We start from the raw sequence: 20,950 nt of genomic DNA on the forward strand, positions 1-20,950 counted from the left end.
CCTGGTTCGTGCATAATAATACCCATAGCACTGTCGAATCGGTGTCGTTTAATCTCATTCCGAGATGAAATCCATATCAAAAAACCAAAACCGGAAGGCTCGAAATCTAACAGGAAAGATGCTACAATAGTCAAGGATTGTGTACCTATGACTGAATTCAGTCGGTGAAATGGAGGATTTCAAACAATGAATATCCATGAGTATCAAGGCAAAGAGGTCCTGAAACAGTATGGTGTAGCTGTTCCGGAAGGTAAAGTAGCATTCTCCGTTGACGAAGCGGTAGAAGCGGCAAAAGCGCTGGGCACGCCAGTCGTTGTCGTGAAAGCGCAAATTCATGCGGGCGGACGCGGCAAAGCCGGCGGCGTTAAAGTAGCGAAAAGCTTGGACGAAGTCCGTACATATGCCAGTGAAATTCTTGGCAAAGTGCTTGTGACTCACCAGACAGGTCCAGAAGGCAAAGAAGTTAAGCGCTTGCTTATCGAGCAAGGCTGCGACATCAAGAAAGAATATTACATCGGCGTAGTCGTGGACCGCGAGACGGGACGCGTCGTCATGATGGGTTCGGAAGAAGGCGGCACGGAAATCGAAGAAGTAGCTGCACATTCTCCGGAGAAAATTTTCAAAGAAGTAATCGATCCAGCGATTGGCCTGCAAGTATTCCAAGCTCGCAAGCTGGCTTATGCGATCAACATTCCTGGCGAGCTGGTTAATAAAGCGGTTAAATTCATGATTGCTCTCTATACAGCATTCGTTGAGAAGGATTGCTCGATTGCGGAGATCAATCCGCTCGTCGTAACTGGCGACGGCAACGTTATGGCGCTTGACGCCAAATTGAACTTTGATTCCAACGCGCTGTACCGCCGCAAAGATATCGTGGCGCTTCGCGACCTGGAAGAAGAAGATGCGAAAGAAATCGAAGCTTCCAAATATGATCTGAGCTACATCGCGCTTGACGGCAACATCGGCTGTATGGTTAACGGCGCAGGTCTTGCTATGGCTACGATGGATATCATCAAATACTATGGCGGCGACCCTGCCAACTTCCTCGACGTTGGGGGCGGTGCGACGAAAGAGAAAGTAACGGAAGCTTTCAAAATCATCCTGTCCGATGAGAACGTAAAAGGTATTTTCGTTAACATTTTCGGCGGCATCATGCGTTGCGACGTCATCGCGGAAGGCGTAATTGCCGCTGCGAAAGAGCTTGGTCTGGACCGTCCGCTTGTCGTAAGACTTGAAGGCACGAACGTAGAACTGGGCAAAAAAATGTTGAACGAATCGGGACTGAACATTGTAGCGGCCGACTCAATGGCAGACGGCGCACAAAAAATTGTCGCTCTCGTGAAATAAATTACGCGTACGAGAATTCATTAACGGGGATGTGAAATTCGATGAGCATTTTGGTCAATAAAGATACAAAAGTCATCACGCAAGGGATCACAGGCGCAACAGGTCTGTTCCATACAAAAGGCGCATTGGAATACGGCACGCAGATGGTTGGCGGCGTAACTCCAGGCAAAGGCGGCACGAACGTCGACATCACGCTTGACAACGGCTCCGTCGTATCGCTTCCAGTATTTAACACAGTAGGACAAGCGGTTGCTGCTACTGGCGCTACTGCATCCGTTATCTACGTCCCTCCTGCTTTTGCAGCCGATTCCATCATGGAAGCGGTAGATGCAGGTCTTGACCTTGTTATCTGTATTACAGAAGGCATTCCGGTTCTGGACATGGTCAAAGTAAAACGTTACATGGAAGGCAGCAAAACTACGCTGATCGGACCTAACTGCCCTGGCGTTATTACGCCGGACGAATGCAAAATCGGCATTATGCCGGGTTACATTCATGCAAAAGGCCACGTAGGCGTCGTTTCCCGCTCCGGAACGCTTACTTATGAAGCGGTTCACCAGTTGACAACTCGCGGCATCGGCCAATCGTCCGCAGTAGGCATCGGCGGCGACCCGGTTAAAGGCTCCGAGTTCATCGACATCTTGAGCAAATTCAATGATGATCCTGACACTTACGCGGTTATTATGATCGGCGAAATCGGCGGAACAGCAGAGGAAGAAGCTGCGAAGTGGGTTAAAGCGAACATGAAAAAACCGGTTGTCGGCTTCATCGGCGGCGCAACAGCGCCTCCAGGCAAACGTATGGGCCATGCAGGCGCGATTATCTCCGGCGGTAAAGGTACTGCTGCAGAGAAAATCGAAACGCTTGAAGCTTGCGGCATCCGCGTAGCGCCAACGCCTTCCGAAATGGGCTCCACGCTCGTTGCTGTACTGGAAGAGCAAGGCCTGCTTGAAAAATGCACAAACGTAGCGAAATAATGGAGCTTGGCTGTCATAAGCAAGACCGATAAGGTAAGCAACCTATCAATGCCCCTATAGGGGATAGATAGGTTGCTTTTTTTGTATTCAAGCGGACTAAATTTCCGGCAGTATACGACTGCTTTTTTCGCCGCTAATGGACGTTGATCGGCTTGCGGCATGTAAGGATGATGCTTCCCATTATGACAGGTCGACTTGCATTCTGAGGCGCTGTAACGCACAATAGGTAAGAATGCAGGCCGAACCTCCCTAGAAGAGAGGGTTGGTCCTATGACAATTGATCATGTTAAAGTGAAAGAAATGGTCGTTCGTCTTCACGAGCTGCCGGGAGTAGGCTGGCATGCTATACAGAAGGCGGTCGTACAAGGCCTTTGGGCAAAAGCCGAGAACATGACGGAGGCGGATTGGCTTGAAGCGGGCTTTCAGCGGGCTCAGGCGCTGTCTGCTGCCGTTCGGATGCGCGAGCCGATGCTCCGGGAGGGTTCGCCGGCCGAACGCGCTGAAAGGCTGGGAGCGTCCGTTATTACGCCTTACGATGAGCAGTATCCTGCAGTCATGCGGCAAATGCCGCAGCCGCCATGGGTTCTATATGCATGGGGACGGATGGAGTTATTGGACCGGCCATCCATTGCTGTTGTCGGCACTCGAAATCCAACCGCTTATGGACGTCATACAGCAGCGCAATTAGCTGAACAGTTATCGGCGAACGGACTGACTGTAGTCAGCGGATTGGCACGCGGAATCGACGCTGCGGCCCATCAAGCCGCCTTGCGAAAAGCCGGAAGTACGATAGCGGTGCTTGCAAGCGCTGTAAATAGTTGCTATCCTTCTGAGAATAGGGAACTGTATCGGCAGATCTCCGAACAGGGTCTGCTGCTGTCCGAAACGCCGATCGGCGCAAAGCTGCACCCGGGCATGTTCCCGCTCCGCAATCGCATTATTGCCGGACTGTCGCTTGGAACGCTGGTTGTCGAAGCGGCGAAGGGAAGCGGTTCACTTATTACGGCGGATCAAGCGGTGGAAATGTCCCGTGACGTTTTTGCTGTGCCGGGGCCCATATCATCCCCGAAGAGCGAAGGGGCCAATGAGCTGATCGGGAAGGGAGCAAAGCTCGTAAGCCGTGTTGAACATATAATAGAAGAGTTTCCTTGGCTGACGGAGCAATTGAAGCAAATTGCCGGTACGAATCAGTTGGGAAACGCAGAAGCTGAGCAGTCCGTCTTGTCAGCGGATGAACGCAAAGTGATCGAGATTTTACGTGATCAGCCGCTCTCCATGAACGACTTGCACCAGATAACGGCAATCCCGTTTGGACATTTGAGCGCACTTCTGATAAATTTATGTATAAAACGGAAAATCGAACAGCAGCCAGGATCACTTTATATAGTATTGTAACTAGCAGTGGAGAGAGGGGGCGCCTGAATGGCAGATTCACTCGTAATCGTAGAATCACCGGCCAAAGCCAAAACCATAGGCAAATATTTGGGCAGTAAATATATCGTAAAAGCCTCTATGGGCCATATTCGCGATTTGCCAAAAAGTCAGATTGGCGTCGAAGTGGACAATGATTTTAATCCGAAATATATTACGATTCGCGGCAAAGGCTCCGTATTGAAAGAATTGAAGGATGCCAGCAAAAAAGTAAAGCATGTCTTTCTGGCGGCCGATCCGGATCGCGAAGGAGAAGCGATTGCTTGGCATCTGGCCCATTATCTGGAGCTCGATGAGACAGATACATGCCGCGTCGTATTTAATGAAATAACGAAGCAGGCGGTCAAAGATGCGTTCAAATCGCCGCGCAAAATCAACATGGATCTCGTCAATGCGCAGCAAGCCAGACGGATCCTTGACCGGCTTGTCGGTTATAAAATCAGCCCGCTTTTGTGGAAAAAAGTTAAAAAGGGCTTGTCCGCAGGACGTGTTCAATCGGTATGCGTAAAGCTCGTCATCGACCGGGAAAATGAAATCGACGCGTTCATTCCGGAAGAATATTGGTCGATTACGGCCAAAATGACGCAAAAAGGCGTTCCGTTCGAGGCGAAATACATTTCGATCGGCGGCCAGAAACGCGACCTTGGCAACGAACAGGAAATGCAAACGGTATTGGATGCCCTCGCAGGCAATCAGTTTACGGTTGCAGAAGTGAAAGAGAAAGAACGGCTCCGCAATCCGGCACCTCCGTTCATTACAAGCTCCTTGCAGCAGGAAGCTGCGCGCAAGCTGGGCTTCCGCGCTTCGAAGACAATGTCCGTCGCTCAGCAGCTCTATGAAGGGGTTGAACTGGGCAAAGAGGGCACAGTAGGTTTGATTACGTATATGAGAACCGACTCCACGCGTATTTCTCCGATTGCCCAAGAAGAAGCGAAAGAATATATTACCGAGAAATACGGCGCATCATTCTGGCCGGAACAGCCTCGCGTATACACAAAGAAAAACAGCAACGCTCAAGACGCCCACGAAGCGATCCGACCAACCTCCGTGCTGCGCGACCCGGAAACGATGAAGCCTTTCCTGAGCCGCGATCAGCTCCGGTTGTACAAACTGGTATGGGAGCGGTTTGTATCGAGTCAGATGTCTTCCGCCGTACTGGATACGATGACGGTTGATCTGTCTTCCGGCGACGTTGTCTTCCGCGCGAATGGCTCGAAAGTAAAGTTCGCAGGGTTTATGAAGGTGTATGTCGAGGGCAATGACGACGGTACAGAAGAAGAGCATAAGTTTCTGCCTCCGTTCGCAATTGGCGACGTAGTAACCTCTGAGTCGATTGATCCGAAGCAGCATTTCACGCAGCCGCCTCCGCGTTATTCCGAAGCAAGGCTCGTGAGAACGCTGGAGGAGCTCGGCATAGGGCGTCCGAGTACATATGCGCCAACGCTGGAGACGATCCAGAAGCGCGGATATGTGGCCATCGAGGAGAAAAAGTTCATGCCGACAGAGCTCGGAGAACTTGTTATCCAGCTGATGGAGGAGTTTTTCCCGGAAATTCTCGATGCAGAGTTTACCGCCCATATGGAAGATGATCTTGACCATGTGGAGGAAGGCAGCCAGGATTGGGTGAAAGTGCTTGCTTCCTTCTATGAATCCTTCGAGAAGCGGCTGGAAGTCGCCGAAGAGGAAATGAAGGAAATTGAAATTCAAGATGAAGTGTCCGATGAGGTATGCGAGAAGTGCGGGCGCCATATGGTATACAAAATGGGCCGCTTCGGCAAATTTCTGGCTTGCTCCGGATTTCCGGACTGCCGCAATACGAAGCCGATCGTGAAAGACATCGGCGTCACTTGCCCGAAATGCCATGAAGGCAAAATTATTGAACGCCGCAGTAAAAAAGGACGCATTTTCTACGGTTGCGATACCTATCCGACCTGTGATTATGTGTCCTGGGATAAACCGTCCGGCAAGCCTTGCCCGAAATGCGAGGCGATGCTGGTGGAGAAAAAGAGCCGCAACGGCGGAAGACTGCAATGCCCATCTTGTGACTACTCCGAGGAATTGCCGGACGAGGATCAAGAACAGGCATAGCAGGCCGCAGCCTGTTTGCCACCTGAGTCCTCCCCTAACAGGGGAGGACATTTCTGCTGATAGATCATCCTTGCATTTTATAACTGAACTTCTATTGGAGGTACTGAAATTGTCTCACACTCAAAAAGTTACTGTAATCGGAGCCGGATTAGCCGGAAGTGAAGCTGCTTGGCAAATCGCATCCCAGGGCGTTCCGGTCGTCTTGTACGAAATGCGCCCGGAGACGAAGACGCCTGCGCATCATACGAATCAATTCGCAGAGCTCGTCTGCAGCAACAGCCTTCGTGCGAACGGCCTGTCAAATGCAGTTGGCGTATTGAAAGAGGAAATGCGGCAACTGGATTCGCTAATTCTGGGCTGTGCCGACCGCAATGCAGTTCCGGCAGGCGGCGCACTTGCAGTTGACCGTGACGGCTTCTCTGGGGAAGTAACACGTCTGCTGCACGAGCATCCGCTCGTTGAGGTACGCAACGAAGAAGTGAAGGAAATTCCGACAGACGGCATCGTCGTTATCGCGACTGGCCCGTTGACAGCTCCTTCGCTGTCAGCGCAAGTAAGAGATTTGCTCGGAGAAGAGTATTTCTATTTCTATGATGCTGCAGCTCCCATTATCGACAAGGATTCAATCGATATGAGCAAGGTCTATTTGGCATCCCGCTATGACAAAGGGGAAGCTGCTTACTTGAACTGCCCGATGACGGAAGAAGAGTTCAATATTTTCCACGAGGCGCTCACAACTGCTGAGAAGGCTGAGCTGAAGGATTTCGAGAAGGAAGTTTATTTCGAAGGCTGCATGCCGATCGAGGTTATGGCAAGCCGCGGCAAACAGACGGTACTGTTCGGGCCGATGAAACCCGTTGGCTTGGTTAATCCGCATACCGGCAAGCTGCCTCATGCCGTTATCCAGCTGCGGCAGGATAATGCTGCGGGTACGCTGTACAATATGGTCGGTTTCCAGACCCATCTCAAATGGGGCGAGCAAAAACGGGTATTTTCCCTCATTCCGGGTCTGGAAAATGCAGAGTTTGTCCGCTTCGGCGTCATGCACCGCAATACATTCATCAATTCGCCGCGAGTGATGCGTCCAACCTATCAATTGAAGGACCGTGAGAACCTGTTCTTTGCCGGGCAAATGACCGGCGTAGAGGGTTACGTCGAATCGGCTGCCTCTGGCCTGATAGCCGGCTTTAACGCGGCGCGTCTGGCTCGCGGCCTGGAGCCGCTTGTGCTGCCTGTGGACACAACGCTGGGCAGTATGGCGAACTATATTACGACGGCAGACTTCAAGCACTTCCAGCCGATGAACGCCAATTTTGGCCTCTTCCCGCCGCTTGAGACGCGTATCCGCAACAAGAAGGATAAAAACGAAGCGATCGCAAATCGGGCACTGGAAGGAATTTCAAAGTTTAAAGAGGAACATTTTGATCATTTAGCCGTAAAGTAAGGCGTTAGCTTTAGTCTCTAGCCTAATGAAAGCAAGCCAAAATCATGGAGGTGCGGAAGATGGAGATGGAATTTCACGCAACGACGATATGCGCCGTGCGGCATGAAGGGAAAGGCGCTATAGCAGGTGACGGTCAGGTGACCTTCGGCAACAGCGTCGTGATGAAGAATAAAGCGAAGAAGGTACGCCGTTTGTACCGCGGTCAAGTTATCGCCGGCTTCGCAGGCTCCGTCGCCGACGCAATTACGCTGTTCGAGAAATTCGAAGCGAAGCTCGAGGAGCATCATGGCAACCTGCAGCGCGCAGCCGTGGAGCTTGCAAAAGACTGGCGTTCGGATCGCATCCTTCGCAAGCTGGAAGCATTGATGCTCGTAATGGATACAACGGGTTTGCTGCTCATTTCCGGCAACGGCGAAATTATTGAGCCGGATGATGGTATTCTTGCTATCGGTTCCGGCGGCAATTACGCCCTGTCTGCAGCTAGAGCGCTTCAGAAGCACGCTCCGCAAATGAGTGCGAGGGATATTGCCAAAGCATCGCTTGAAGTGGCTGCCGATATTTGCGTATATACGAATCATAATATCATTGTCGAAGAAATCGGTTCATAAGAGCGGAGGAGATCAGAGATGGCGAATGATGCGTTGACACCGCGGCAAATCGTTGCGGAGCTGGATAAATATATTGTCGGCCAAAAGCAAGCAAAGCGTTCGGTAGCGATTGCGCTGCGGAACCGGTACCGGAGAAGCATGCTGGAAGAAAACATCCGGGATGAAATCGTGCCGAAGAACATTCTTATGATCGGGCCTACCGGCGTCGGAAAGACCGAAATTGCCCGCCGTCTTGCCAAGCTGGTCAAAGCGCCATTCGTGAAGCTTGAAGCGACGAAGTTCACGGAAGTCGGCTATGTCGGCCGCGATGTGGAGTCCATGGTGCGTGACCTGATTGAAACCGCCATTCGAATGGTCAAGGCTGAACGTACAGAGCAAGTGAAGGACAAAGCGGAAAAGCAGGCCAATGAACGTCTGGTACATCTGCTTGTTCCATCGAAGGTAAAAGAAAAAAGCGGAAAAAATCCGTTTGAAATGCTGTTCGGCAATCAGAACCAGGAGAAAGAGCCTGTTGAGGAGCCGGAACAGGATCAGGCGATTGTTGCAAAACGCTCGCAGATTAAAGAAGATCTGGCTGCTGGCAAGCTTGAAAACGAGGTTGTCGAGGTCGAGGTTGAGGATGCTGCGCCGAATATGCTGGATATGCTGGGCGGTCAAGGGCCGGAGGGCATGGGCATGAACATGCAGGAGCTGTTTGGCCAGCTGCTTCCGAAGAAGACGAAGAAGCGGAAGCTGCCCGTCAAGGAAGCCCGCAAATTGCTCATTCAGGAAGAAGCGAATAAATTAATCAATATGGATGAAGTGATTGCGGAATCGGTAACGCGCGCAGAGCAATCCGGCATCATTTTCATAGATGAGATCGACAAAATTGCCAGCCCGTCAAGAGGCTCTGGTCCCGACGTTTCCAGAGAGGGCGTGCAGCGTGATATTTTGCCGATTGTAGAGGGTTCTACTGTCATGACGAAGTACGGTCCAGTAAAAACGGACTATATTTTGTTCATTGCGGCAGGCGCTTTTCACGTTTCCAAGCCTTCGGATCTTATTCCGGAGCTTCAGGGACGTTTTCCGATTCGCGTTGAGCTGACTTCGCTCAGTCTTGATGATTTCGTCAGCATTTTGAAAGAGCCGAAAAACGCGTTAACGAAGCAATATGCAGCACTGCTGCATACGGAAGGCATTACGATCGAGTTCTCCGATGACGCGATTAAGGAGCTGGCATCCATTGCAGCGGATGTGAATCGCAACACGGAAAATATCGGTGCGCGCAGACTTCACACGATTCTTGAGAAGCTTCTGGAGGATTTATCGTTCGAAGCGCCGGACATTACGCTGGATCGGATGACGATCACGCCTGAATATGTACGGGAAAAAGTCGGAGGCATTGCGCAAAACCGCGATTTAAGTCAATATATATTGTAGTTGGTATGAGCTTTGGGAGGCAGTAGTGAAATGACTTTACTTACAAAAACAAGAACGCTGAACCGGTTGCTCCAGCGAGCAGCCGGCAAGGCGGTTAATTTCCGGGAGATGGCGGAGGTGCTTAGCAGCACAATTCAGACGAATGTTTTCGTCGTAAGCCGCAGAGGCAAGGTGCTGGGCTGTGCGGCCGTAAATGCCTATGACCACGATTCTTTGCGTTCGATGTCGGCAGATGAGCTTCGTTTCCCTCAGCCTAGCAATGTCCTTTTTTTGGACATGCAGGAATCGGTAACCAATGTTCAGCCCGATAACGGCGTATACGAAGCGTTTCCAACGCTGGGACAGCAAGAAATTATGACGGTAGTCCCGATTACAGGCGGGGGAGACAGGCTCGGTACGCTCGTATTAACCCGGCAAAACGGACCTTTCGACGATGATGATCTAGTGCTTGCGGAGTATGGTTCTACGATTGTCGGAATGGAAATATTGCGGGAACGTGCGGATGAGGTCGAGCAGGAGGTTCGGAGCCGGGCTGTCGTATCGGTAGCGATCGGATCTCTTTCTTTCAGTGAATTGGAAGCTGTCGAACATATTTTCGAGGAATTGGAAGGAAAAGAGGGGCTTTTGGTCGCCTCTAAAATTGCCGATCGTGTCGGAATTACACGTTCTGTCATCGTAAATGCGCTTCGCAAGCTGGAAAGTGCAGGCGTCATTGAGACGAGATCGCTTGGCATGAAAGGCACTTACATCAAAATTTTAAATCACCAGCTGTTGCAGGAACTGGAAAAAATAAAATCTTAATAAGTAATTTCGCAATATCCCACCACTAAAGCCCTATCTTTTATCAAAGATAGGGCTTTTTTCTTATTGTAATAATTTAGGTAATTGGTGAATATTATCTTGTCGGCAAATCTCGACAGCTTCGTCTCATTTTTTTCATAATTATGTGTCGAAGAAAGAAGGAATGGTAGACATTCTGTTGAATACGTCTAAGTGACATCTTCAAATCGAAAGTGGTGAATACAGCGTGAATTTGTTGAACGGAGCATCATTTCAACGGTTGGAGGGAGCGGTTAACGCAGCGGAAATGCGTCAAACAGTTGTGGCAAATAACATTGCCAACGCAGAAACGCCAGGCTACAAGCGGTCCGAGGTTTTGTTCGAGCAGTTGCTGAAGGAGCAGATGGGTCAACAGTCACCCGGCAAGCTTGCCGGAAAGCGCACCAACGCTAGACATATCCCGATCGGGGTAGGCACATCGATGCCAACCGCACAATTGTCGACAGACCAACTGACGAAAATGAACAATAACGAAAATAATGTCGATATTGACAGAGAAATGTCGTTGCTTGCCAAAAACCAACTAAGTTACAACTTTTATATTCAGCAAATTAGTCATGATGTGAAAATGATGCGTATCGGCATTGAAGGGAGGCTTTAAAAAATGAGAATTTCTAATAGTTTTGATGCCAGCGCCTCCGCTTTGACTGCGCAGAGACTTCGGATGGACGTCATTTCCTCCAATATCGCCAATTCAGAAACGACTCGCGCATCCTATGTGAATGGGCAATTTGTCCCATACAAGCGCAAAATGGTGGTTCTGGAGCCGGCGCAGCAAAATTTCGCAGAGCTGCTAAACGGCCAGTTAAAAGGATCCAATAGTTCGCAAGGCGTAAGAGCAACCCGGATTATCGAGGATCAGACACCGAGCAAGCTCGTCTACAATCCTACGCATCCCGATGCAGATGCGAACGGCTACGTAAGCATGCCGAATGTTGATGTGGCCAAAGAGATGGTCGATATGATCTCCGCAACCCGCATGTACGAAGCAAACGTAACTGCACTAAACGCGTCGAAGGCGATGTTCGTCAAAGCGCTTGAAATCGGCAAATAATCTAACTAGAATCGCGGAGGTCTTAACATGATCCAACCTCTTCAACTCAATCAAGTTCAACCCGCATCCGCATCGAGGCTGCTTGAAGCAGCCCAGCCCAAACAGGCCACGCCAGCGGAATTAACGCAGTCCTTTGGTCAATATCTGCAGCAAGCCATTAATGGCGTAGACTCGCAGATCAAGAACGTACATAACATGAATGACAAATTTCTAATCGGTGAAGTCGATGTATCTCAAGTGCTCGTCGCATCTGAACAAGCGCAGCTCAGCCTGCAGCTTACCTCGCAAATTCGCAACAAAATGATCGAAGCTTATCAAGAGATAATGCGGATGCAAGTGTAGCTGTTGAACTAGATGTATACCATTCGGGTGAGGTGACGATGTGAACGAAAGATTCGCCCAAGCACGCCAAAGGCTAACACAGTTTTGGGGTCAGATGGGTAAAAAACAAAAAATTTGGCTGGGGGCATCGATTGGTGTACTAGTATTGTCCATCATCTTGCTGACTTACATATTCACAAGAACAGATTACGAGGTTGCATTTACAAATTTGGATACAACGGATTCGGCTGCCGTTATGAATTACTTGGACAGCGGCGGCATTTCGTATCAGTTGAGCCCTAACGGTAAAAGCATCTCAGTTCCAAGCGCAGTCGCTTCGCGGGTCAAAGTGGAAGTGGGCTCGCAGGGGCTGGTTAAAAACGGCTCCATGGGTTTTGGGGCCTTTTCGGAGGGTTCATCGACATTCGGCACGACTGACAATGAATTCAATGTTAAATATTTGAATGCATTGAACGGTGAGGTTCAGCAGCTGCTGAACGGCATGCAGGGTGTGGAAAGCTCCAAGGTGCTGGTCAATTTGCCGGAGGAAACGGTGTTTCTGACTCCGGAAGACAAGGATCAGGCATCCGCTTCCATCATGATGAACTTTACGGCAGGATACCGTCCTAGCCAGAAGGAAATCGACGGCTATTACAATCTGGTGAAGACGGCGATTCCGAAGCTCGCTATTGAGAACATTACGATTTCGAGTCCGCAAGGCGAATTGTTGTCCTCGGCAGCGAACGGTCTTGCCGCCGGCGCAACAGATGCAGCTGAAACGCAATTCCAAATTCAACGCAAATACGAATCGGAATTGAAGAAAAACATTCAGCAGTTTCTTGGTCCGCTGTTAGGCGACAACCTCGTAATCAGCGTGGCGAGCAGCTTTAACTTTGACAAGAAGAAATCCGAAGAGCAGCTTGTTAAGCCGCTTGACAACAACAACAATAACGGCATCATCATCAGCGAAGAAACCAATACGAGCAGCTCGACGAACGGAAATGCGCAAGCTGGCGGTGTTGCTGGCACAGGTGAAACGGATGTGCCTGGTTACAATGCCGGACAAGGCAATGGCAATTCCGAATCCGAACAAAGCTCGCGTATTACAAATTACGATGTGAACCGCATTAACAATCTTATCGAATCCGCTCCTTATCAGATTAAGGATTTGTCCATCAGCATCGGAGTTGAGGAAGGCAAGCTGAACGAACAATCGCTCGCGAGCGTAACTTCCTATCTGACTTCGGTTGTCCGTGCACAACTGGCCAATTCGGGACAGGATGTTAATGATGACTTGTTAATTGGCAAAAAGGTTGCAGTCATTTCACAAAATTTTGCTGTAAATGGCGGAAGCAACTCTGCAAGCGGCTTGTCCACAGGATGGGCAATCGGAATCGGCGCCGCGGCGCTGGCAATTATCGGCGCACTTGCAGTTATGCTCGTTCGCAGACGCAGAAAAAATGCGGCTGAAGAGGAACTTGTTGCCGATGAACCGATCAAAGTCGAATATCCATCGCTGGATATGGATGCAAGCCAAGAGAGCCAAGCTCGTAAAAATCTTGAAACACTGGCCAAACGCAAACCGGAAGAATTCGTTAATCTTCTTCGCTCCTGGCTTGTGGAAGAATAGAGGTGGCATAAATGGCGAAAGCAGCAAACGGATTATCCGGCAGGCAAAAGGCGGCGATTCTGTTAATTACGTTGGGGCCGGAAGTTTCGGCACAAATCTTCAAGCATTTGCGGGAAGAGGAAATCGAGCAGCTTACGCTTGAGATCGCCAATGTACGCAAAATCGACAGCAGTGAACGGGAATCGATTATTAGCGAATTCCACCAAATTTGCTTGGCTCAGGAATACATTACGCAAGGCGGCATTTCGTACGCCAAAGATATTTTGGAGAAAGCGCTGGGCGAGCAAAAAGCAGTGGAGGTTATCAACCGTCTGACTGCTACGCTGCAGGTTCGGCCGTTCGACTTTGCCCGTAAGGCGGAGCCGACTCAAATTTTGAACTTTATCCAAAACGAAAATTCTCAGACGATCGCACTCGTGCTCTCGTATTTGCAATCCGAGCAATCCTCGCATATTTTGTCCTCGCTTCCGCAAGACAAGCAGGCGGATGTTGCGCGCAGAATTGCTTTGATGGACAGCACCTCGCCGGAAGTTATCGGACAGGTCGAGCGGGTGCTGGAACAGAAGCTTTCAGCAACCGTTACCCAGGATTACACGAATGCAGGCGGCATTGACTCCATCGTTCAAATTTTGAACGGCGTTGACCGCGGTACGGAACGTACCATTCTCGACGCGCTGGAGATTCAAGATCCCGAACTTGCAGAAGAAATCAAGAAACGGATGTTCGTCTTCGAGGACATCGTCAATATCGACAACCGTTCGATTCAACGGATTATCCGCGATATCGAAAATGCCGATCTCCAGCTCGCGCTCAAAGTGGCGAGCGAGGAAGTGCGCGAAGCGATTTTCCGCAACATGTCCAAACGGATGGCGGAATCGTTCAAGGAAGAAATGGAGTTCATGGGTCCTGTCCGGCTGCGTGATGTCGAAGAGGCACAGACCCGTATCGTCGCTACTATTCGCAGACTGGAAGAATCCGGCGAGATTATTATAGCTCGCGGCGGAGGAGACGATATCATTGTCTAATCTTATTAAATCGAACAGCGTCGTTTCGGTCGATCAATTCAAAGAGCTGCTCTGGCATAATCAATATGCCGCACCAGCCCAAGAGGACATAGTCGACGAAGAACCGGCCGGTCCAGACGAAGAGACCATTTCACTTCGTGATCAGATTCTTACAGATGCGCAGACATTCGCAGAGGAAAGGATCCGTGAAGCGGCAAAGCAAAGTGAACAGCTGCTGGCGGAAGCAGAGACTCAGATCGATGCCTGGTGGCTTGAGAAACGGCTCGCTGATGAGGAAGCTGCACAAGCGTCTAAGGAATCCGGTTATCAGCATGGCTATTCGGAAGGCAGCAGCCAAGCAGAAGCCGATGTCAAGCAGCAATGGGAGCAGCGGCTGTCGGAAGCGGCTTCGATTCTCAAAACCTCGTACGATATGCGTGAGCAAATCATTCAAGAGGCGGAACCGTTTCTAGTAGAGCTCAGCTGTGCGATTGCTGAGAAGATTATTGGCCAGAAATTGGCTGATGCTCCGGATCTGGCAATGGATCTTATCCGAAAGTCACTGTCCAGACGGCGGGAGCAGGGCGTCATTACGCTTTGTGTATCGCCGGAACAATTGGCATTCGTACAAGCCGCAAGAGAAGAGCTGAATCTCGCAATCGACTCGCAGGCGGAGCTTCAAATTTTGCCGGATTCAACGGTTAAAGATGCCGGATGTGTAATCCGTTCCGCATTTGGCAGCATCGATGCGAGAATCGATACGCAGCTGTCTGAAATTAAGCGCGAGCTCATTCAACTGGCTCATCAAAGCAGCGAGGAGCGTGGATTGCAGGATGAGCGCGAGTAAGCTGGACGCTTCCAAATATGTCGAGCATTTGGCTCCAATCGATCCTGTCCGCGTCAACGGCAAGGTAACTCAAGTTATCGGGCTGACCGTCGAGTCTGAAGGACCGGACGCAAGCATCGGCGATGTTTGCTACATATATCCATCGAAGGCAACAAAGCCGATCAAGGCCGAAGTTGTCGGATTCCGCGACAATAAAGTAATTCTAATGCCGCTTGGCGATCTGCATGCGATTAGCCCGGGCTGCGATGTGGTAGGCACAGGCAAGCCGCTTACCGTACAAGTCGGTTCGGAGCTGTTAGGCAAAGTGCTGGATGGACTTGGGCAACCGCTGGACGGTTCATTCCTTCCAAGCCGGATGCAGCATTACTCCACGCATAACGAGCCGAGCAATCCGTTGATGCGCCCTCGCGTTGTGGAGCCGCTCGGAATCGGCGTAAGAGCAATTGACGGCCTGCTGACTGTCGGACAAGGCCAACGGGTCGGTATTTTCGCAGGCTCAGGCGTTGGTAAAAGTACGCTGCTTGGCATGATTGCCCGCAATACTTCAGCAGACGTCAACGTCATTGCGTTAATCGGCGAACGGGGCCGTGAGGTGCTTGAGTTTATCGAGAAAGACCTTGGACCGGAAGGTCTGGCCCGTTCCGTTGTCGTTGTCGCGACATCGGACCAGCCGGCGCTGATCCGGATCAAAGGTGCATTGCTTGCCACTTCAATCGCTGAATATTTCCGTGACCGCGGGTTGAACGTCATGCTGATGATGGATTCGGTTACCCGGTTTGCCATGGCGCAGCGTGAGGTTGGACTAGCTATTGGCGAGCCTCCTGCAACCCGGGGCTATACGCCTTCCGTCTTTGCGACCTTGCCTAAGCTGCTGGAGCGGGCGGGAACCGGTCCGACAGGATCGATTACCGCGTTCTACACCGTGCTGGTTGACGGCGACGATATGAATGAACCGATTGCGGATGCCGTTCGAGGCATTCTTGACGGACATATCGTACTTAGCCGCCAGTTGGCCAATAAGGGACATTTTCCGGCAATCGATGTTCTGGCTTCGATCAGCCGTGTCATGAAGGAAATCGTAACGGAAGAGCAGCAGGATGCAGCCAATCAATTAAAACGGCTTCTTTCTATTTATAAAGGTTCGGAAGACCTCATTAATATTGGGGCGTACCAGCGCGGTTCCAATCAAGAAATTGATCTGGCCATTGATAATATCGAGGCGATCAACGGATTCACAAGGCAAAAAACGAATGAAAAAGTTAGTCTTGAAGAAACGCAGAACCGATTAATGACCGAATTTTACAGGAGTTGAACCGTAAATGGCATCCTTTCGTTATTCCTATCAAAAAATCGTCGACTTAAAGACGAGCGAGAAGACGCAAGCGGAATGGCTGCTTTCCTCTGCAATCGGCGAACTGCAAATCGAGGAGCTGTCGCTCTCCGAGCTGCGAGCGAAACGTGCGGAGTGGGAGGCAAGCCTGCTGGAGACGTCGCAGACGGCCGTATCTTTATCGGAGCTGCAAATGCTGCAGCATTATCTGGAGTATCTGGACAGCTGCATCGAAAGCAAGCTCAAAGATATAAGACGCGCGCAAATGCGTGTGGACAGCAATCGCTCGCTGCTTGCTGACCGAATGAAGGATGAGAAGGTATGGATGAAAGCGAAAGAGCATGAGCATGAACGGTTCCGGTACGCGACGCAGCTGAAGGAACAGAATGAGCTGGATGAGATGGCGACCGTCCGCTACATCGCATCGGCGACGTAAACTTAAGCTGCTGCGCAAGGCTAGAGGGAGTGATTGGAATGGCGAATGCGGATATGGAGAAAGAGAGCTATAACGGTTTTGAGCGAATGATGTTTTTCGTAACTCCGATTCTGTTTGTTGTTGTGCTCATCGGCGTCGTGTACATTTTGTACAATGCCGACATGCGCAACTCGATGCTGAAACTGGGCAATTCCATTCCGGTCCTTCGGAATGTGCTTCCTGAAGCGAAGCAATCGACCGGTGGGGCAAATGATGAACAGATCAAATCGGACAATATGGGCCGTAAAATCGAAGATCTTCAAGCCCAGTTGACGGAGAAGGAGAACGAGCTGGCTCAAACCGCACAGCAGAAAACAGCCCAAGAGCAGGAATTGAAAAATCTGCAGACCGAGCTGGATCAATTAACGAAGTCTTCGGAGAAGAAAGGGCTTGAGGACGAACAGTATCAAGCCAAAATTCAGGAGCTTGCCGGCATGTATGGCAAAATCACGCCAAGTAAAGCGGCGCCGATTTTGCAAGCGATGACGCTGGAGGATATGGTACTCGTTCTGGAGGCGATGCGTCCGGATGACCGGGTACGGGTCATGGAAAAAATGAACCCGAAAACGGCGGCCGACGCGACAGTAATGCTAAAGGATACCGTCCCTGCAAAAGACCGGCAAATCGCCGCCCTGCAAGCGGAGCTGAAGAAAGCCCAAGCGGCAGCCAATGCGACGAAACAGCCTTCTTCAACGCTTGACACGGCGCAGTTAAACGCAACGTTCTCGGCAATGGATCCAAAAAGCGCGGCGCAATTGCTTATTGCAATGGCAGATGTAAGCCCAAGCAAAGTGCTGCGGATTTTGAACGGGGTCGACGATAATACCCGATCGGCTATTGTAGCCGGGATGTCAGGCATTAACGAGAAATTGACAGCTCAGCTCGTATCGAAGCTAATGACAGGCAAATAACAGCTTCTCAATTCGAGAGGAGGTGAAAAAATGGATATGATCATGGCTTCAATACCCGCTAATGGAGGCGCAGCAGCGTCAACAAGCGGAGCAGGACAAACGAAAGCGGGCGGCGCAGGCTTTCAGCAAGCGCTCGTTTATCAAATGAACGGCAGCACAGCAAAATCCGCTGGCGGATCGGTATCTGCAGATTCTGCAGCAGCTTCCCTTGCAGCAAGTCTGGGAGGCGGCATAGTCACGATTAGTGCTGAAGAAACGAGAGATTTGCTCGGTATGCTGGATGCGCTAATCAATGAGCTTGATGTAAGCGAAGATCAGTCACAGGATACCGAAAGCGAAGATAAAGCCGCAGGTGAACTGGGATCGGTACTGGATCAGTTTAATGCACTGCTGGCTTTGCTGGGCATTCCGGTATTAACGCTTGCTGAAGTGCAAGAGGGCGGCCAGTCTGATTCAGACACGGAGTCAAATTCGGCGTCAGCTGTGAAGCTTCAACTTCAAGACTCGCTGCTCCAGCTTCAAGCAGCTGTACAGGAAGGCTCATTGAAGCCGATTAAGCAGCAGGAGCCGACGCAATTGATCGGTCAACAGCTTCAAGCACTGCAGGAGCTGCTTCAGAAGCAGAAGAGCAATATTGCCGCAACGCCTCAAACAGCAGATAACGCGGATGAAGCGCAGCATACGGCTCCAACTGTTACGCAGTCTGCAGCGACATCGGCTGCCTTGCTGCAGCGTTTGACTCAGCAATCGGTTCATCCATCAGTAATGCTTGCAGCAGTTGAAGAAGCTGCAGCTGGCAGCTCGGACGATAGTTTGCCGGCCGGAACAGAAGAGCAAGGAGCCGTATTGCCAGGCGGAGCGGTATTTGGAGATGTTCTCCGAACAGCAGCCCAGCATCCGGCAGCGAGAGCGCTGCTTCAGCCTTACGTTGCAGCAGATCAATTCGCAGACACGATGGCACAATTCGTTCAAAAGCTGGACATCAGCATCTTGAACGGAGGCAAGACGGAAGCGAAAATCCAACTGTTCCCGGAGCAGCTTGGTCAAGTAGATGTAAGGATTACGATGCAAAACGGTCAATTGACCGCCGTTTTCCATACCGACACCGTTTCGGCGAAAGACGTGCTGGACAATCAAATGGCGCAATTGCGTGCAGCGCTGCAGGCACAAGGCTTATCAGTTGACAAGCTGGAGGTTACGCAGGGACATAACGCAGCTCAACTCGCCGGCGGCCAGCATGGCCAGGGGACAGCGCAGCAAAACTTCGCAGGACAAAACAAATCCAAAGGCGACCGGGTAGCTGACGATGCCGGATTTGAGAATGAAGTGGTTGAACAGATTGCCATTCAGGAGCTTGGCTTTGGCCGGGCAGTGAACGCGACGGCATAAGAACATCAATCGATGCGCAAGTAGGATGGAGGTGAGCGATGTGGCGAATAACAACATTGGTCCAACTGCCGTGTGGCCGAACTATAGCGCGAAGAATGTGCAGAACGCAGCCAAGCGGGAGCCGAACCAAACGCTGGGCAAGGATGATTTTCTGAAAATCTTGGTAACGCAGCTGGCGAATCAGGATCCGATGCAGCCGATGCAGGATAAAGAGTTTATTGCGCAAATGGCCCAATTTACCTCGGTAGAGCAGCTGACGAATATGTCGACACAGCTCGGGCTGCTGCGTCAGAACCTTGGAACAGCATCCAATCTGATCGGCAAAACGGTGGAATGGTATGAAATGAATGACCAGGGTCAGTCCGTGCTGGCAAAAGGTACCGTGAGTGCCGTTGTTCTCTCGGACGGCAAGCAATATGCGAAATTCAGCGACGATTCAATGGTGCTTCTCGATCATCTGGTTTCCATTTCGGAGACGGGCGAAGATCAAGGCGGTTCAGAGAACGGCAAGGATTCGGAGTCATCCTCGGAAGGGGCTGATACACCGTGAGCGACAGCGTAAAAATTGGGCATATCATGCCTGTGAAATTAATGCAGCAGTCCAAGGCAGCAGCAAAGCCGAATCCGTCTTCGGAATTCCGCGATATGCTGAATGCCAAGGTGCTTAATTTCAGCCATCATGCGGAGGTACGCATGAAGCAGCGCGGCATCCAGCTGCAGCCGGAATCATTGACGAAAATATTGAATGCGGTGGAAGAGGCGGAATCGAAAGGCGCAGTCGATTCTCTCATCGTGATGAAAGACATTGCGATGATTGTGAATGTGCCAAGCCGAACGGTTGTAACGGCCATGGACGGCAAGCAGCTTCACAGCAATGTATTCACGCAAATAGACAGCGCAGTTATTCTTAACTAAGCAAGAAACAGGCTGGACCGATAAGGGGGCCTGACGGCTGCCGACCGATTGAAGCAGTCCTATGAATAATGTATCTACTATTTAATTAGGAGGAATACAAAAAAATGCTTAGATCGATGTACTCCGGTGTATCCGGTATGCGCGGCTTTCAAACGAAGCTTGACGTAATCGGCAATAACATTGCAAACGTCAATACGGTTGGCTTTAAAGGCAGCCGGGTCATGTTCAGCGATATTATGAGCCAGACGACGGCTGGTGTTACAGCTTCCACTGAAGGTGAGCAAGCAGGTGTTAACGCCCGTCAAATCGGCCTTGGCGTTTCGATCGCTTCGATCGATACCGTGCATACGCCGGGAAGTGCGATGACAACGAATCAGCCAACGGATCTGCGGATCGACGGCGACGGATTTTTCGCGGTATCCCCAAGTCCAGACGGACAACCGGTCTATCTGACCCGTGCCGGCAACTTTACGCCGGATGCGAACAGACAGCTGGTTACGGCAGAAGGTTTGTTTGTTCTTGACAGCGGCGGCGCGCCAATTACGATACCTCCAGAATACACCTCGTTCTCGATCGGACAAGACGGCTCGATCTTAGGTGTGACTGCAGATGGTACGGAAGTCGTCGCACAGCTGGGCGTCGTTAAAGTGACCAATCCAAGCGGCTTGCTCAAAATGGGCGGCAACTTGTATCAGGTTACGGCTAACGCGAATCCGGACGGAGAATTTGAATTTATGACCGCAAACGATCCGGAGCTTGGTACAGGGGCCATTATTGCGGGTCAACTGGAAATGTCCAACGTCGATTTAACTGCTGAATTTACCGAGATGATCGTAGCGCAGCGGGGTTTCCAAGCGAATTCCCGTATCATTACAACATCGGATGAAATTTTGCAGGAAGTTGTAAACCTGAAACGCTAA

21 protein-coding genes are annotated in these 20,950 nt (G+C 50.7%); all 21 read left to right on the forward strand.

Features of this window, described 5'->3' with window-relative positions; translation table 11 throughout:
* Window positions 1-186: 186 nt before the first annotated feature.
* Window positions 187-1,347 carry an ADP-forming succinate--CoA ligase subunit beta gene (gene sucC / locus ACFVVF_RS00625; protein WP_387804449.1) on the forward strand — a complete coding sequence of 387 codons (1,161 nt, stop codon included), beginning with the start codon at window positions 187-189 and terminating at the stop codon, window positions 1,345-1,347.
* Window positions 1,348-1,388: 41 nt separating this feature from the next.
* Window positions 1,389-2,324: a succinate--CoA ligase subunit alpha gene (gene sucD / locus ACFVVF_RS00630; protein ID WP_387804450.1), complete on the forward strand. Its 936-nt coding sequence runs from the start codon at window positions 1,389-1,391 to the stop codon at window positions 2,322-2,324.
* Window positions 2,325-2,594: 270 nt separating this feature from the next.
* Window positions 2,595-3,719 carry a DNA-processing protein DprA gene (gene dprA, locus ACFVVF_RS00635; RefSeq protein ID WP_387804452.1) on the forward strand — a complete coding sequence of 375 codons (1,125 nt, stop codon included), beginning with the start codon at window positions 2,595-2,597 and terminating at the stop codon, window positions 3,717-3,719.
* Between the two features lie 27 nt (window positions 3,720-3,746).
* Entirely contained in the window at window positions 3,747-5,843 is a 2,097-nt protein-coding gene (gene topA, locus ACFVVF_RS00640) for a type I DNA topoisomerase (protein ID WP_387804454.1), read from the forward strand.
* Window positions 5,844-5,952: 109 nt separating this feature from the next.
* Entirely contained in the window at window positions 5,953-7,287 is a 1,335-nt protein-coding gene (gene trmFO / locus ACFVVF_RS00645; protein ID WP_387804456.1) for an FADH(2)-oxidizing methylenetetrahydrofolate--tRNA-(uracil(54)-C(5))-methyltransferase TrmFO, read from the forward strand.
* Between the two features lie 59 nt (window positions 7,288-7,346).
* Window positions 7,347-7,895, forward strand: coding sequence for an ATP-dependent protease subunit HslV (hslV, locus tag ACFVVF_RS00650; RefSeq protein WP_387804458.1), 549 nt, complete (start codon window positions 7,347-7,349; stop codon window positions 7,893-7,895).
* An 18-nt stretch (window positions 7,896-7,913) separates the two neighbouring features.
* Complete coding sequence (hslU, locus tag ACFVVF_RS00655) at window positions 7,914-9,314, forward strand: ATP-dependent protease ATPase subunit HslU (RefSeq protein ID WP_387804460.1); 1,401 nt, start codon at window positions 7,914-7,916, stop codon at window positions 9,312-9,314.
* A 30-nt stretch (window positions 9,315-9,344) separates the two neighbouring features.
* A complete protein-coding gene (codY, locus tag ACFVVF_RS00660; RefSeq protein ID WP_387804462.1) occupies window positions 9,345-10,115 on the forward strand; it encodes a GTP-sensing pleiotropic transcriptional regulator CodY in 771 nt (256 codons plus the stop codon).
* A gap of 226 nt (window positions 10,116-10,341) precedes the next feature.
* Window positions 10,342-10,755 (forward strand): flagellar basal body rod protein FlgB, encoded by a 414-nt coding sequence (gene flgB / locus ACFVVF_RS00665; protein WP_387804464.1) that lies wholly within the window; start codon window positions 10,342-10,344, stop codon window positions 10,753-10,755.
* A 3-nt stretch (window positions 10,756-10,758) separates the two neighbouring features.
* The gene (gene flgC, locus ACFVVF_RS00670; RefSeq protein WP_387804466.1) at window positions 10,759-11,208 is read left to right on the forward strand and encodes a flagellar basal body rod protein FlgC; all 450 of its coding nucleotides are present in this window, start codon (window positions 10,759-10,761) and stop codon (window positions 11,206-11,208) included.
* Window positions 11,209-11,235: 27 nt separating this feature from the next.
* Window positions 11,236-11,550 carry a flagellar hook-basal body complex protein FliE gene (fliE, locus tag ACFVVF_RS00675; protein ID WP_387804468.1) on the forward strand — a complete coding sequence of 105 codons (315 nt, stop codon included), beginning with the start codon at window positions 11,236-11,238 and terminating at the stop codon, window positions 11,548-11,550.
* 40 nt (window positions 11,551-11,590) lie between these two features.
* A complete protein-coding gene (fliF, locus tag ACFVVF_RS00680; protein WP_387804470.1) occupies window positions 11,591-13,159 on the forward strand; it encodes a flagellar basal-body MS-ring/collar protein FliF in 1,569 nt (522 codons plus the stop codon).
* Between the two features lie 11 nt (window positions 13,160-13,170).
* Window positions 13,171-14,184: a flagellar motor switch protein FliG gene (gene fliG / locus ACFVVF_RS00685; protein ID WP_387804472.1), complete on the forward strand. Its 1,014-nt coding sequence runs from the start codon at window positions 13,171-13,173 to the stop codon at window positions 14,182-14,184.
* Window positions 14,177-15,010 (forward strand): FliH/SctL family protein, encoded by an 834-nt coding sequence (locus ACFVVF_RS00690; RefSeq protein ID WP_387804474.1) that lies wholly within the window; start codon window positions 14,177-14,179, stop codon window positions 15,008-15,010. Before fliG ends, ACFVVF_RS00690 begins: the two co-directional genes overlap by 8 nt.
* Window positions 14,997-16,322 carry a flagellar protein export ATPase FliI gene (gene fliI / locus ACFVVF_RS00695; protein ID WP_387804476.1) on the forward strand — a complete coding sequence of 442 codons (1,326 nt, stop codon included), beginning with the start codon at window positions 14,997-14,999 and terminating at the stop codon, window positions 16,320-16,322. The genes ACFVVF_RS00690 and fliI overlap by 14 nt, the downstream gene beginning before the upstream one ends.
* Before the next feature lie 7 nt (window positions 16,323-16,329).
* Complete coding sequence (gene fliJ, locus ACFVVF_RS00700) at window positions 16,330-16,776, forward strand: flagellar export protein FliJ (RefSeq protein WP_387804478.1); 447 nt, start codon at window positions 16,330-16,332, stop codon at window positions 16,774-16,776.
* Window positions 16,777-16,814: 38 nt separating this feature from the next.
* Complete coding sequence (locus ACFVVF_RS00705) at window positions 16,815-17,726, forward strand: MotE family protein (RefSeq protein WP_387804480.1); 912 nt, start codon at window positions 16,815-16,817, stop codon at window positions 17,724-17,726.
* 30 nt (window positions 17,727-17,756) lie between these two features.
* Complete coding sequence (locus ACFVVF_RS00710; RefSeq protein WP_387804482.1) at window positions 17,757-19,115, forward strand: flagellar hook-length control protein FliK; 1,359 nt, start codon at window positions 17,757-17,759, stop codon at window positions 19,113-19,115.
* Window positions 19,116-19,155: 40 nt separating this feature from the next.
* Entirely contained in the window at window positions 19,156-19,665 is a 510-nt protein-coding gene (gene flgD, locus ACFVVF_RS00715) for a flagellar hook assembly protein FlgD (RefSeq protein ID WP_387804484.1), read from the forward strand.
* Window positions 19,662-20,030, forward strand: coding sequence for a TIGR02530 family flagellar biosynthesis protein (locus ACFVVF_RS00720; protein WP_387804486.1), 369 nt, complete (start codon window positions 19,662-19,664; stop codon window positions 20,028-20,030). Before flgD ends, ACFVVF_RS00720 begins: the two co-directional genes overlap by 4 nt.
* 104 nt (window positions 20,031-20,134) lie before the next feature.
* Window positions 20,135-20,950 (forward strand): flagellar basal body rod protein FlgG, encoded by an 816-nt coding sequence (flgG, locus tag ACFVVF_RS00725; protein ID WP_387804488.1) that lies wholly within the window; start codon window positions 20,135-20,137, stop codon window positions 20,948-20,950.

This window comes from Paenibacillus sp. NPDC058174, from assembly GCF_042883865.1.
Taxonomy (GTDB): domain Bacteria; phylum Bacillota; class Bacilli; order Paenibacillales; family Paenibacillaceae; genus Pristimantibacillus.

Excerpts from the sequence above, each read along its gene's own strand:
- sucC (WP_387804449.1), top strand. The coding sequence starts at position 187 with ATGAATATCCATGAGTATCAAGGCAAAGAGGTCCTGAAACAGTATGGT.
- sucD (WP_387804450.1), top strand. The coding sequence starts at position 1,389 with ATGAGCATTTTGGTCAATAAAGATACAAAAGTCATCACGCAAGGGATC.
- dprA (WP_387804452.1), top strand. The coding sequence starts at position 2,595 with ATGACAATTGATCATGTTAAAGTGAAAGAAATGGTCGTTCGTCTTCAC.
- topA (WP_387804454.1), top strand. The coding sequence starts at position 3,747 with ATGGCAGATTCACTCGTAATCGTAGAATCACCGGCCAAAGCCAAAACC.
- hslV (WP_387804458.1), top strand. The coding sequence starts at position 7,347 with ATGGAGATGGAATTTCACGCAACGACGATATGCGCCGTGCGGCATGAA.
- hslU (WP_387804460.1), top strand. The coding sequence starts at position 7,914 with ATGGCGAATGATGCGTTGACACCGCGGCAAATCGTTGCGGAGCTGGAT.
- codY (WP_387804462.1), top strand. The coding sequence starts at position 9,345 with ATGACTTTACTTACAAAAACAAGAACGCTGAACCGGTTGCTCCAGCGA.
- flgC (WP_387804466.1), top strand. The coding sequence starts at position 10,759 with ATGAGAATTTCTAATAGTTTTGATGCCAGCGCCTCCGCTTTGACTGCG.
- fliE (WP_387804468.1), top strand. The coding sequence starts at position 11,236 with ATGATCCAACCTCTTCAACTCAATCAAGTTCAACCCGCATCCGCATCG.
- fliG (WP_387804472.1), top strand. The coding sequence starts at position 13,171 with ATGGCGAAAGCAGCAAACGGATTATCCGGCAGGCAAAAGGCGGCGATT.
- fliI (WP_387804476.1), top strand. The coding sequence starts at position 14,997 with ATGAGCGCGAGTAAGCTGGACGCTTCCAAATATGTCGAGCATTTGGCT.
- fliJ (WP_387804478.1), top strand. The coding sequence starts at position 16,330 with ATGGCATCCTTTCGTTATTCCTATCAAAAAATCGTCGACTTAAAGACG.
- ACFVVF_RS00705 (WP_387804480.1), top strand. The coding sequence starts at position 16,815 with ATGGCGAATGCGGATATGGAGAAAGAGAGCTATAACGGTTTTGAGCGA.
- ACFVVF_RS00710 (WP_387804482.1), top strand. The coding sequence starts at position 17,757 with ATGGATATGATCATGGCTTCAATACCCGCTAATGGAGGCGCAGCAGCG.
- flgG (WP_387804488.1), top strand. The coding sequence starts at position 20,135 with ATGCTTAGATCGATGTACTCCGGTGTATCCGGTATGCGCGGCTTTCAA.